Below are 12,417 nucleotides of genomic sequence, written 5' to 3' on the forward strand. Positions count from 1 at the left end.
GCCCTTACCCGCGAGGAGAGCCATGCCCGAGCCCGCCGACCGTCGCTACGGTCCCGCGCCCCTGCCCCGGGCCCGGGGCCCGGTCTCCGCCGCACTGGTGGCGGCGCTGCGCCGGCCGCCGCACGACCCGCCGGTGGGCCTCGGCGCCCGGTTCGCCCCGGACGACGGCGGGCCCGGCCCGCTCATCGACGAGGACCTCCAGCTGACCCTCTTCCTCTGCTACGAGCTGCACTACCGGGGCTGGTCGGGGGTGGCCGAGCACTGGGAGTGGCAGCCGGGCCTGCTGGCCCTGCGGGCCCGGGCCGAGCGGGTCTTCGAGGCGGCGCTGCGCCGGCTGGCCGGCCCGCCGCGGGCGGTGCCGCCCGCCGACGTGCCGCGGGCGCTGGCCGAGTTGGTGGCCGCCGACGACGGCCCGGCGCTGGCCGTGACGGTGCAGAACCGGGCGACCCTGGAGCAGTTCCGCGAGTTCGTCGTGCACCGTTCCGTCTACCACCTGCGGGAGGCGGACCCGCACAGCTGGGGACTGCCCCGCCTCGGCGGGCCGGCCAAGGCCGCGCTCGTCGAGATCCAGATGGACGAGTACGGCAACGGCCGGCTGGACCGGATGCACGCCGAGCTGTTCCGGCGCACCATGGACCGGCTCGGCCTGGACACCGGCTACGCCGCCTACCTGGACCGGGTTCCGGCGGTCACCCTGGCCGCGAACAACCTGATGTCCCTGTTCGGGTTGCACCGCCGGCTGCGCGGCGCGCTGCTGGGCCACCTGGCGGCGTTCGAGATGACCTCCTCGCTGCCGAACCGCCGCTACGGCAACGGCCTGCGCCGGCTCGGCCTGGACGAGGCTGCCACCCGGTTCTACGACGAGCACGTCGAGGCCGACGCCGTGCACGAGCAGGTGGCCGCGCACGACCTGTGCGGCGGGCTGGCTCGGGCCGAACCGGCGCTCGTACCCGATCTGATCTTCGGCGCGGCGGCGGCGCTGGCGGTCGACGGCCTCTTCGCGGGGCACGTGCTGGACTCCTGGGCCCGGGGGGAGAGCTCGCTGCGGCCGGTGACCCGCCCGGCGCCCGTCACCGCCGTCGCCTGACCGCTCGCGTGCGCCCCGGCGCAGCCTCGTGTCGGGCGGTCAGCCCTCCCGGTCGGTGCCGGCGCGGAACCGCACCGCCTTGTGCGTCCCGTCGCAGAACGGCTTGAGCGCCGACCTGCCGCACCGGCACAGCGCCACCGTGCCCCGGCGCGCGTCGATGGTCCGGCCCTCTGGGGTGACCAGGGCGAAGTCGCCGCGGACCAGCAACGGACCGTCCTGGTACGGGGTGATGGTCGCCGCCGGGGCGTCGTCGTCGGTAGCCATGGCCACACGTGCCCGTCGGGGGCCCGTCGAAACCCACCCGGCCCGGCCCGCGCGGCCCATCCGGCGCGGCGCCGGACGCCACGCCCAGCCGGCACGCCGGGGACCGCAGGGCGCAAGCGTCCGTCCATCGAAGAATGCCCCCGGCGGGTGGCGGAGGCCCCGTTTAGACCCCATCGGGACGGGAAGCCGGGCCGCGTGGCGAACGAGCGAAGCGGGCTGGGACCGGCGCATCCGGTGCGTGGGGGACTCACGGCGGACGGGGCCGGACTGGCCGGGGACCGGGTGGTGGCGGTCGGCAGCACCGGACGGGTCCTGGTCGCCGCCGCGGCCCGGGCCCTGCGTGGGCAGGACTGCGCCGACATGGGCCAGCCGGGCGCGCTGTCCCGGTTCACCGGCGCGCCCGAGCCCGTACGCCGGGCCGCCGCCGCCCGGGCCGCCGGACGGGTCGCGCTCACCCCCGACCAGACCGCCGAGGTCGACGCCGCACGGGTCGCGCGGTGGATCGTCGACCAGTACCCGCGCCGCCGCTACCCGGGCGTGGTGCTGGGCTCCCCGCACGGCGCGGCGGCTCACCTGGCGGTGGCCCTGGGCGTGCCCTGGCTGCCGGCCGCGTTCGAGACGACGGTGCACTGGACCCGGGGGGCGGTGGACCGCCCCGCAGCCGCCCTCGATCACGGCGCGGCGCTCGCCGCCCGGCTGGTCGCCGGCAACCCCGACGTGCACGTGCGGCAGGTGCACTGCCCGGCCAGCCGGGGCGCCCTCGCCGGGGCGACCGTCTCGCTCGCCGTGCGCTGGCAGCGCCTGCCGGCGGCGTACGCCCGGTTCCTGGCCGACCGGGTCGAGCCCGGGGCCCCGCTGCTGCTGCTGCGCGACGCCCGGACCTGGCCGGTGCACGACCTCGGGCTGGGGCACAGTTTCCAGGCCGGTTCCCCGGCCAGCGGGCTGGAGCCGGTGGACTTCCACCCGGACTCGCACGCGCTGCGCCAGGTGCTCCGCTCCGCCGGTGGCGAGGGTGCCCACTGGGAGCCGCCGGAGTTCCATGCCCCGCAGGGCTACGCCGAGCACGGCGTGGAGCCCGGGTTCGAGCTCGCCGTGCGGGCGTGGGCCGGGCGGCGTGGGCACCGGCTGCACCGGGTGCTGTTCCACCGGGCGGAGTCGCTCAGCGCCGCGGTCGCCGACCTGTACCGGGCGTGGCTGCGGCGGGCCGGCAAGACCGGCGACCGGTTGGTCGTCGAGTGCGGGCGGCTGCTCGACCCGTGGCAGGTGCTGCGGGCCGGGCTGGTGCCGTACTGGTGCGAGAACGCCACCCGGCGCGCCGTCGACGCGGTGGAGTGGTGGCTGGCCGGCAGCGAGGCGTTCAGCTCGGTGGACGTGCTGCCGGAGTCGCCGGGGATGCGCTCGCCGGCCCTGGCCGGGCTGCCGCAGTGGCTGGCCGTGGCCGCCTTCGGCCGCCGCCGTCGGGCCCTGGACCGCACCGCGGCCCGGGGCTACCCGGTCACGGCGGTACCCACCCGCCGGGCCACCGAAGTGCTGCGGGCCCAGCCGTACGACCTGCCGGTGCCGCCGCCGCTGCCCGTCGCGACCGCCGTCGAGGCGCTGAGCGACGGGACCGGCCACCAGGGACTGGTGGTCTGCTGACCCGATCCGCCGCGCGTGGGGTGTCGCCCCGGCCGGTGCCGAACCGCCCGCCGCGCAGCCACGCCGAGGCCGGCGGCACCAGCCGGCCGAAACATCCTCGCGACCCCGGGCCGCCGTGATTGAGTACCTACGGAGCGGGAACACCGCTGGCTGCGACGGCCCGGACACGCCGCGCAGCCTGGGGTGGACGCTCCTCGACGATTCACGTCAGGTGACCCACTTCCGGCCCGGTGCGTGGCCAGACCACGTACGCGACCGGCTTTCCCGATCAGGCGGGGACCTTCCTGAGGGAGGCGCGGATGTTCGGACAGACCACCACGACCACACCACCACCCACCGAACGGGGTCTGGAGGACCTCGACGCGGCGGCACTGGCGTACGCGGCGCGGATCGAGGGCCTGCCCCCCGAGCGGCGGCAGGAGGCGCGCGACGATCTGGTCCGCTTCGCGCTGCCGTTCGCCGGCCGGCTCGCCCGCCGGTACCGGGGGCGGGGGGAGCCGTTGGAGGATCTGGAGCAGGTGGCCCGCCTCGGACTGGTCAACGCCGTCGATCGGTACGACCCGGAGCGCGGCTCGTTCACCGCGTACGCGGCGATCACCATCGTCGGTGAGATCAAGCGGCACTTCCGGGACCGGACCTGGGGCGTGCACGTGCCCCGCCGGCTGCGCGACCTGATCCTGGAGGTCGGCCAGGCCACCGCGGCGTTGACCAGCGAGTTGTCCCGGGCCCCGTCGGTGGCGGAGCTGGCCGAGCGGCTGGAGACCCCGCAGGAGGAGATCCTCGCGGCCCTGGAGTCCGCCGCCGGGTACAGCCCGGCCTCGCTCAACGCGCCCGTCGGCGGGGAGAGCTCGGCCGAGTTCGGCGACCTGGTCGGCGAGAGCGACAACGCGCTGGAGTCGGTCGACGACCGGGTCACCGTGAGCGGGCTGCTGCACCGGCTGCCCTGGCGGGAGCGGCGCATCCTGGCGATGCGCTTCTACGGCAACCAGACCCAGGCCGAGATCGCCGCCCGGTTCGGCATCTCCCAGATGCACGTGTCGCGCCTGCTGTCGCGGGCGCTGACCTGGCTGCGGCAGGCGATGCTCGCCGACGCCGCGTCGCCGTGGCAGAACGGCGTGGCCGAGTCCGAGGCGGGCAAGGCGCGGATCCCGGTGCGGCACAACGGCGACCGGGTGGCCGCCCCGCAGCCGCCCCGAGACTGAACCGCAGGGCGCGGCGGGGGCGAACCGGGTGACCGGTTCGCCCCCGCCGCGCGTCGCTCGGGGCTCAGCGCTCCGGGGTGTCGTCCCGGCTGTGCGGGTGGCGCCACCGCTCGTTCTCCTGCGGGGCCCGCTCCGCGCCCGGCGGCTCGGTCTCCGGCGCGTCGGTCTGCTCGAAGCTGGGCCGGCGGATCTCCTCCGGCTCCGGCACGTCCACCGGCCGCGCCCCCGACTGCGGCGCCGGCCTGTACTCGGCGGCCTTCCGGGCGCCGTGCGCGCCCTCACCCGCCGGGGACTCCGGCACGTGCCGCGCGGGGTGCAGCTCCTCGGCGAAGCTCTGCGGCGGCTTCGTGGCGCGCTGCGGCAGGTCCCGGCCGAGGTCGGCGACGAGGTGGCCGTACTTGAGGTCGAACGCGGGACGCTCGGAGCGAATCCGCGGCATCCGGTCGAAGTTGCGCAGCGGGGGCGGGCAGGTGGTCGCCCATTCGAGGGAGTTGCCGTAGCCCCAGGGGTCGTCCACCGTCACCATCGCCCCGAACCGCCAGGACTTCCACACGTTGTACATGAAGAACAGCGTGGACACGCCGAGGATGAACGCCCCCACCGTGGAGATCATGTTCAACGTGGTGAAGCCGTCGCCGGGCAGGTAGTCGGCGTACCGGCGGGGCATGCCCTCGCCGCCCAGCCAGTGCTGCACCAGGAAGGTGGCGTGGAAGCCGATGAACATGGTCCAGAAGTGGATCTTGCCGAGTCGCTCGTCGAGCAGCCGGCCGGTCATCTTCGGGAACCAGAAGTACACCCCGCCGAACGCGGCGAAGACGATGGTCCCGAACATCACGTAGTGGAAGTGCGCCACCACGAAGTACGTGTCGGTGACCTGGAAGTCGGCGGGCGGACTGGCCAGCAGCACCCCGGTGAGCCCGCCGAGCAGGAAGGTGACCAGGAAGCCGATGGCGAACAGCATCGGCGTCTCGAAGGTGAGCTGGCCCTTCCACAGGGTGCCGATCCAGTTGAAGAACTTCACCCCGGTGGGCACCGCGATCAGATAACTCAGGATGCTGAAGAACGGCAGCAGCACCTGACCGGTGGCGAACATGTGGTGCGCCCAGACCGTCATCGACAGCACCGTGATCGCGATGGTGGCCAGCACCAGTCCCGTGTAGCCGAAGATCGGCTTGCGGGCGAACACCGGGATGATCTCGGTGATGATGCCGAAGAACGGCAACGCGATGATGTACACCTCGGGATGGCCGAAGAACCAGAAGAGGTGCTGCCACAGCATCGGCCCGGCGGTGGCCGGGTCGAACACGTGCGCGTCGAGCAGCCGGTCGGCGGCGAGCGCCAACAGCGTGGCGGCCAGCAGCGGGAAGACCAGGATCACCAGCACGCTGGTGAGCAGCAGGTTCCAGGTGAAGATCGGCATCCGGAACATGGTCATGCCGGGGGCGCGCAGCGTCAGCGTGGTGGTGATCAGGTTGACCGCGCCGAGGATGGTGCCGAGGCCGGAGACGACCAGGCCGACGACCCACAGGTTCCCGCCGATGCCGGGGGAGTGCTGCTGCTGGCTCAGCGGGGTGTAGGCGGTCCAGCCGAAGTCGGCGGCCCCGTTCGGGGTGAAGAACCCGGCGACCACCATGGTCCCGCCGAACAGGTACAGCCAGTAGGCGAAGGCGTTGAGCCGGGGGAAGGCCACGTCCGGGGCGCCGATCTGCAACGGGACGATGTAGTTGCCGAACGCGAACACCAGGGGCGTCGCGAACAACAGCAGCATGATCGTGCCGTGCATGGTGAACGCCTGGTTGTACTGCTCGGGGGAGAGGAACTGCATCTTGGGCCGGGCCAGCTCGGCCCGGACCAGCAGCGCCAGCACCCCGCCGATGAGGAAGAAGACGAACGAGGTGACCAGGTACAGCAGGCCGATCTGTTTGGCATCCGTCGTGCCGAGCAGCTTGATCAGCTTGGCCCCGGGCAGCGCCGGTCGCAGCGGGCCGGGATAGCCGCCGAAGCGGGCCGGCGCGAGGATCGCGGGGCCTCGGTCTCGTCCGGGTTCCGTGGTTACCCGCTTGGGCATGGTTCCTCACCCCGTCGTCACGACAGAAAAGGACGGGCGTGCCTACCCGGCCCACTCATCATGTAACCAGGTGAGAGCGGTAAATTCGGTCAATTCGGGGTGAGCGGCTCAGGTGGCGGGCAGCAACGCCCAGACGACCTTGCCGTCCCCGACCGGCGAGCTGCCCCACCGCTGGGCCAGCTCGCGGACCAGCAGCAGCCCCCGGCCGCCCTCGGCGCGCAGGTCGTTGCCCGGGCCTGGGCGGATCGCCCCGCTGCTGCCGTCGGCCACGGCGACCTGCAGGTACGACCGGCGCAGCGTGAGCGTCACCTGCATCGGGGTGCCGGCGTGCCGCACGACGTTGCCGACCAGCTCGCTGAGCACCACCGAGGCGGGGCCGACCAGCTCCGGCAGGTTCCACCGCCCGCAGGCGTCGGTGACCAGTTCCCGGGCCCGCCGGCAGGCCCCCGCGACCGGCTCCAGCCGGGCGCGCAGCCGGGGCGCGGCGGCGGCCCCCGCCGTCCGGGTGGCCTCGGCGCAGTCCCGCCGCACCGGCACCACCCGGCCCGCGGTCGACTCAGCCAGCCAGCTCGCCGCGTCGGGCGGCGCGGCACAGAGCACGAACGGCACGGCCGGCCAGTCGGCGGCCCGCCGGGCGGCGGCGGCGAACACCGACAGCGCCAACCGGTCGCGCACGTCGACGGAGCCGAGGTCGACGACCAGCGCGTCGGGCTGGTCGGCGAGGCACCGTTCCATGACGTGGTGCACCGGGCGCATGGTGCCCAGGTCGAGCGCGCCGCTGAGCCGTACGACGGTCACCGGCGACTCGTCGCGGACCTCGCAGGTGATCCGGCTCGACATGCGCGGTCCTCGCTTCCGTGTCTGGGGGTGATCCGCAGATACCCGGCACGGGACGGGGCGAAACGGGGCCGGCCCGTCAGTGGCGACTCGGGCGGCGGGTGGTGAGCACGCCCAGCGCGATCATCCCGACGCCGAGGAACAGGTGCAGCCAGTTGTCGGCACCGTTGACGGGGATGAAGTTGGCCCCGCTGGAGTGGTCGACCACCAGGCCGTACAGCCACAGCACGAGGTAGATGGCCCCGCCGCCGACGAGGAACGTGCGCGCTCCGGAGACCGTGCGTGCCAGCGCCAGGCCCGCGACCCCGAACAGCAGGTGCACGATGTTGTGCAGGACCGACACCTGGAACAGCCCGAACAGCTTCGCCTCCGAGTCGTGCCCGGCGAAACGCAGGTCGCTGTAGTACGTGGTGACCCCGGGGATGAATCCGAGCACCCCGATCACCAGGAAAACCACGCCGACGGTGGCTGCGACACGACGCACGAGGGCGCGGCCGTCAGCAGGGTTGCGTCGGGCCCGCGAGTGGGCCATCGGACCGGTCACCGCGATCTCCTCACCGGGTAGGGAAGTCTCGCGGCGCGCGTTCCCGCTGCTGTCGTCCGCAAACCGGCCGCCGAACACCCGGGGATGCGCAGGGCCCCTGCCGGGTACCCGGCAGGGGCCCTGCCAGCGAGGTCAGGCGGGTTGCAGGCGGCGTGCGGCGGCACCCCGGCGGACCTGCTCGTACAGCCCGATGTAGCGCTGCGCCATGACCGCCGGGGTGAACCGCGTCGCGGCCTCCCGCCGGCACTCGTCGGCGTCCAGCGCGCCCGCGGCCAGCACCAGGTCGGCCAGCTCCTCCTCGTCGGTGGTGAGCAGGCCGGTGCGGCCGTGCTCGATCAGCTCCGGCAGGCAGCCGCGGCTGGTCGCCACCACCGGGGTGCCCAGGGCCAGCGACTCGACCACCGCCGTGCCGCCGGGCTCCTCCCAGCGCAGCGGGAACAGCGAGGCGCGGGCGCCGGCCAGCAGGTCGTCGCGCTCCTGTCCGGCGACGGTGCCGACCCAGCGGACCAGGTCGCCGTCGACGTGCGGGGCCACCTCGTCGTAGAAGAACCGCACGTCCGGGTTCTGCCGGGCCTCGTCGCCGGCCGCGGCCAGGTCCTCCGGCCGGTGGTACGGCCCGACCGGGCCGGCGAGCACCAGCGGCACGCCGACGCGCTGGGCGAGCCGGGCACCCACGTCCTGGCCCTTGCCGGGGTTGATCCGGCCCAGGATGATCAGGTAGTCGCCCTTGTCCGGCCGGGGGCGCCGGTCCGCGTCGACCGCGAGCGGGGTGGACAGGTGCACATGGCCGACGGAGTGGTCGCGCAGCGCCCGGGGGGCGCGGGCGAGCTGCGAGGCGGACACCCCGTTGACCCGGACCCGGTCGCCGCCGTCGAGGTTGCCGTAGAGGGCCGGGTGCTTGGCCAGGTCCCAGTGCAGGGTGTGCAGCGCCGGCGGGGCGTCCGGGCCCATCGCGGCGAGGGTGGCCAGGCCGACCGCCTCCACGTGATCGTGGACCAGGTCGATGTCGTCGCGGGTGTGCAGCGCCCGCGCCACTCCGCCCAGGTGTGCCTGGGCGATGCCGCACACCTGGTTGTACGGCCGCTGGAGGGCGTCGAACTGGCCGTCGGGGAAGACGGAGATCTTCTCGTCCACCGGCAGGGTGCTGCTGTCGACGGAGGCGAGGACCACCCGCACGCCGAGCCTGCGCAGCTCCGGCACCAGGGTGGCGATGACGTTCTCGATGCCCCCGTAGCCGGGCGGCGGCACGGACAGCCACGGCCCGGCGTTCATCAGGACGGTCAGGCTCATGCTGGGTTCCTTCCCTCGGCGGGGCCCCCGTCGGCCGACCGCTGTGTGTCACCTACGTGCCCCGCGGCGGGCGTGGTCACGCCCAGCCACCCCGAGGGGCACGGCCATCCCGAGCACGCACCCTCACGCCGCCACCCGTCGGCGCGGCAGCCGGTGGCGCAGCTCCGCCAACGGTGGCCGCTCCTCGACCGAGACGTCGCTGACCACGATCTCCCGCTCCAGGTTGGGCAGCGCGTCGGAACCGCCCCGGCGGAACTGGGTGAGCAGGGCCACCGGCGCGGTGTCCGGGCTGGCCCAGCCACGTTGCTGCAACCGGGACCACGCGGTCAGCATGATCTGTGCCGACATCCGGCCCAGTGCCGCCGTGTCCTGGTGGCGGTGCTTGCGCTCGCCCAGGTCCACCTGGGCCAGCGCGTCCAACCCGACGAGGCCCAGCAGGTCGATCAGCATCGCCGTCTCGACCCCGTACCCGGAGACGAACGGCACCCGTTCCAGCACGTCGCGCCGGCCGGCGTACTCGCCGGCGAGGGGCTGGACGAAGCCGGCCAGCTCCGGCCAGAACAGGTTGAGCAGCGGTCGGGCCATCAGCTCGGTGACCCGCCCCCCGCCGTCGGCCTCCACGCTGGTCGCGCCGACCAGCGGCCGATGGTAGAAGCCCTTGACGAACTCCACCGACGGGTCGGTCAGCAGCGGGCCGAGCAGGCCCGTGACGAAGTGCGGGCGGAACTCGCGCAGGTCGGCGTCGATGAACGCGACCACGTCCCCCTCGGCGGCGGCCAGGCCCGCCCAAAGCGCGTCGCCCTTGCCGGTCAGCCGGGGCAGGCCCCGGGTCATCTCGTCCTGGCCGACCACCTCCGCGCCGGCCGCCCGGGCCACCTGCGCGGTCCGGTCGGTCGACCGGGAGTCGACCACGATCACCTCATCGACCAGGGCCACCCGGTCCATCAGGTGCTCCCGGATGGTCGACACGATCGCGCCGACCGTCGTCTCCTCGTTGTGTGCCGGCAGCACCACGCTGACCCGGCTGTCGCCCTTGGCGCGCATCAGACGCCGCGCCGTCCACTCGGTCGCCGAGGTGGTCCGGTATGTCGCCCACGCCTCCACCACCGGTGAGACGCTCGATTCAGTATCCCGCACAGACACACCCCCCAAGATCGCTGCGGAAAACGCAATGTGGTGTTTTCCCAGAACCATCCACGCGCTAACCGAATCATCCCTAACGGCTTGATCACGGGCCGCGCACCGGGCCGTTCACAGCGGTGAACGTTTGGTTGCGCCGCCACGGGGGGAGTGCACTACACGAATACGTGAAACCGTGGTGAGAGGGTTTGTCGATGCGGGTGTGCCGGGTGGGACTGGTCGGGGCCGGGGGGGTGGCGCAGCGCCACGCCCGGGTGTTGGGCGGCTTCGAGGACGTGGAGATTCTCGGCGTGACCGATGTGACGCGCAGCGCGGCGGCCGAGTTGGCCGACGCGCACGGCGCCGCGACGTTCGCCGACGTGGACGAGCTGCTCGCGGCCGGCCCGGACGCGGTGTACGTCTGCGTGCCGCCGTTCGCGCACGGCCCGGTGGAGGAGGCGATCGTCGCCGCCGGGGTGCCGATGTTCGTGGAGAAACCCGTCTCGGTGGACCTGGACACCGCCGAGCGGATCGCCGACCTGGTGGCCCGGCGGGGGCTGCTCACCGGGGTCGGCCACCACTGGCGGTACCTGCACGTGGTGGACGAGGCCCGCGAGCTGCTCGCCGGCCGGCCGGTGCGGATGGTCAGCGGGGCCTGGCTGGACAAGGTGCCGCCGGTGGACTGGTGGGCCCGTCGGGACCGCTCCGGCGGCCCGGTGGTCGAGCAGGCCGCACACGTGCTGGACCTGATGCGCGCGCTGGTCGGCGAGGTCACCGAGGTCACCGCGTACGGCGACGGTACCCCGCCGCCGGTCGACGGGGCCGACATCGACTCGGTGACCACGGCCGCCCTGCGCTTCGCCGACGGGGCGGTGGGCACCCTCGCCGCCGCCTGCGTGCTCGGCTGGAAGCACCGCGCCGGGCTGGAGATCCTCGCCGACGGGCTGGCCCTGTCGCTGGCCGAGGACGGCCTGACGATCCGCGACGCCGACGGCGAGCGGCACCTGCCCGCCGACCCCGACGGCGCGCGGACCGCCGTCGACCGGGCCTTCGTCGACGCGGTGCGCGGCGTCGGCGACGACGTCCGGGTCCCGTACGCCGAGGCGCTCGGCACCCAGCGACTGGCCCTCGCGGTCGCCGAGTCGGCGGCCACCGGCCGACCGGTGGCGCTGCCCACCGGCCCGGCCGCGACGCCCCGGACGGCCACCGTGGCGGCCCCGGCGGGGGTGGGCAGCGATGCGTGACCGCGTGGTGGTGGTCAGTGGCCCCGGAAGGGTCGAGCTGGTCGAGCAGGACGCCGGCGAGCTGCGCGACGGCACGTTCCGGGTGGAGACGCTGTACAGCGGGGTGTCCGCCGGCACCGAGCTGAGCTTCGTCAAGGGCACCAACCCGTACCTCAACGTCACCTGGAACGCCGGCCTCGGGCTGTTCCAGCCCGGGGAGGCCAGCACCCCGTACCCGGTCGACCGGCTGGGCTACATGCAGGTGGGGCGGGTGGTGGAGAGCCGCACCCCGGCGGTCGCCGTGGGCACCGTCGGTGCGATGACCTACGGCCACCGCACCGGGTACGTCGCCGACCCGGTCGCCGAGCGGTTCGTCCCGTTGCCCGACGACCTCGACCCGCTGCTCGGCGTGTACGTCGCGCACATGGGCCCGATCTGCGCCAACGGGGTGCTGCACGCCGCCGCCGACCTCTGCGGCACCGACGTCCGGTCGCTCGGCGACGGGGTGCGCGGACGCCGGGTCGCGGTGGTCGGCAGCGGCGTGGTGGCCCTGCTCACCGCCCTGTTCGCCAAGCGGCACGGCGCGGCGTCGGTGGTCGTGCTCGACCCGACCCCGCAGCGCCGGGCGGTCGCCGAGGCGCTCGGCCTGGAGACCCTCGACCCGGACGCCGACGACCCGGCGGTGGTGCTCAAGACCCGGTGGAACCACGCCGCCGGGGACCGGGGCGCCGACGTGGTCTTCCAGTGCCGGGGCCAGGCGTGGGCGTTGCAGCTCGCGTTGCGCCTGCTGCGCCCCCAGGGCACCGTGATCGACCTGGCCTTCTACCAGGCCGGCGCCGACGCCGTCCGGTTCGGCGAGGAGTTCCACCACAACGGGCTGTCGCTGCGGTGCGCCCAGATCGGGCGGGTGCCGCGTGGGCTGACCCCGACCTGGGACCGGGAGCGGCTCTCGGCCGAGACGATCGAGCTGCTGCGGTCGTACGGCGACGCGATCCGCAAGCACCTGGTGTCGGCGGTGGTGCCGTTCGAGCAGGCCCCTTCGCTGCTCACCGACCTGGCCGAGCGCCGCCGCCAGGAGCTTCAGGTGGTGCTGGCCGGCTGATCGTGGCGGGCCGCGGCGGGCGCCTGACCCCGCCGTGGCCCGG

At 74.2% G+C, this 12,417-nt stretch carries 10 protein-coding genes and 1 pseudogene; 5 read left to right on the forward strand and 6 right to left on the reverse strand.

Going from position 1 to position 12,417, the window contains the following annotated elements:
- Positions 1-22 precede the first annotated feature (22 nt).
- The gene (locus tag ABT023_RS08180) at positions 23-1,087 is read left to right on the forward strand and encodes an iron-containing redox enzyme family protein (RefSeq protein WP_350883001.1); all 1,065 of its coding nucleotides are present in this window, start codon (positions 23-25) and stop codon (positions 1,085-1,087) included.
- 39 nt (positions 1,088-1,126) lie between these two features.
- On the opposite strand, the gene ABT023_RS08185 is transcribed toward ABT023_RS08180, so the two are convergent.
- Positions 1,127-1,351 (reverse strand): CDGSH iron-sulfur domain-containing protein, encoded by a 225-nt coding sequence (locus ABT023_RS08185; protein ID WP_350883003.1) that lies wholly within the window; start codon positions 1,349-1,351, stop codon positions 1,127-1,129.
- Positions 1,352-1,585: 234 nt separating this feature from the next.
- On the opposite strand from ABT023_RS08185, the gene ABT023_RS08190 reads away from it, so the two are divergent.
- Together ABT023_RS08190 and ABT023_RS08195 are read left to right on the forward strand one after the other, a co-directional pair.
- Positions 1,586-2,989 carry a hypothetical protein gene (locus ABT023_RS08190; RefSeq protein WP_350883336.1) on the forward strand — a complete coding sequence of 468 codons (1,404 nt, stop codon included), beginning with the start codon at positions 1,586-1,588 and terminating at the stop codon, positions 2,987-2,989.
- Between the two features lie 299 nt (positions 2,990-3,288).
- Positions 3,289-4,164 (forward strand): annotated as a pseudogene (locus tag ABT023_RS08195) (SigB/SigF/SigG family RNA polymerase sigma factor); the annotation flags it as partial.
- 91 nt (positions 4,165-4,255) lie between these two features.
- Here the strand turns inward: ABT023_RS08195 and ctaD are convergent.
- The 5 genes from ctaD to ABT023_RS08220 all read right to left on the reverse strand — a co-directional run bounded on the left by ctaD (position 4,256) and on the right by ABT023_RS08220 (position 10,067).
- Complete coding sequence (gene ctaD / locus ABT023_RS08200; RefSeq protein ID WP_350883005.1) at positions 4,256-6,259, reverse strand: aa3-type cytochrome oxidase subunit I; 2,004 nt, start codon at positions 6,257-6,259, stop codon at positions 4,256-4,258.
- 108 nt (positions 6,260-6,367) lie between these two features.
- Positions 6,368-7,099 (reverse strand): ATP-binding protein, encoded by a 732-nt coding sequence (locus tag ABT023_RS08205; RefSeq protein ID WP_350883007.1) that lies wholly within the window; start codon positions 7,097-7,099, stop codon positions 6,368-6,370.
- A 76-nt stretch (positions 7,100-7,175) separates the two neighbouring features.
- Positions 7,176-7,628 carry a DUF4383 domain-containing protein gene (locus ABT023_RS08210; protein ID WP_396673067.1) on the reverse strand — a complete coding sequence of 151 codons (453 nt, stop codon included), beginning with the start codon at positions 7,626-7,628 and terminating at the stop codon, positions 7,176-7,178.
- Between the two features lie 144 nt (positions 7,629-7,772).
- Positions 7,773-8,930 carry a glycosyltransferase gene (locus ABT023_RS08215; protein WP_350883011.1) on the reverse strand — a complete coding sequence of 386 codons (1,158 nt, stop codon included), beginning with the start codon at positions 8,928-8,930 and terminating at the stop codon, positions 7,773-7,775.
- A gap of 123 nt (positions 8,931-9,053) precedes the next feature.
- Positions 9,054-10,067 (reverse strand): glucosyl-3-phosphoglycerate synthase, encoded by a 1,014-nt coding sequence (locus tag ABT023_RS08220; protein ID WP_350883013.1) that lies wholly within the window; start codon positions 10,065-10,067, stop codon positions 9,054-9,056.
- A 197-nt stretch (positions 10,068-10,264) separates the two neighbouring features.
- On the opposite strand from ABT023_RS08220, the gene ABT023_RS08225 reads away from it, so the two are divergent.
- Together ABT023_RS08225 and ABT023_RS08230 are read left to right on the forward strand one after the other, a co-directional pair.
- Complete coding sequence (locus tag ABT023_RS08225; protein ID WP_350883015.1) at positions 10,265-11,293, forward strand: Gfo/Idh/MocA family protein; 1,029 nt, start codon at positions 10,265-10,267, stop codon at positions 11,291-11,293.
- Positions 11,286-12,374 carry a zinc-binding dehydrogenase gene (locus tag ABT023_RS08230; protein ID WP_350883017.1) on the forward strand — a complete coding sequence of 363 codons (1,089 nt, stop codon included), beginning with the start codon at positions 11,286-11,288 and terminating at the stop codon, positions 12,372-12,374. Before ABT023_RS08225 ends, ABT023_RS08230 begins: the two co-directional genes overlap by 8 nt.
- Positions 12,375-12,417: the final 43 nt, after the last annotated feature.

Origin of the sequence: Micromonospora sp. NPDC002296, assembly GCF_040296145.1 — a bacterium.
GTDB lineage: Bacteria > Actinomycetota > Actinomycetes > Mycobacteriales > Micromonosporaceae > Micromonospora.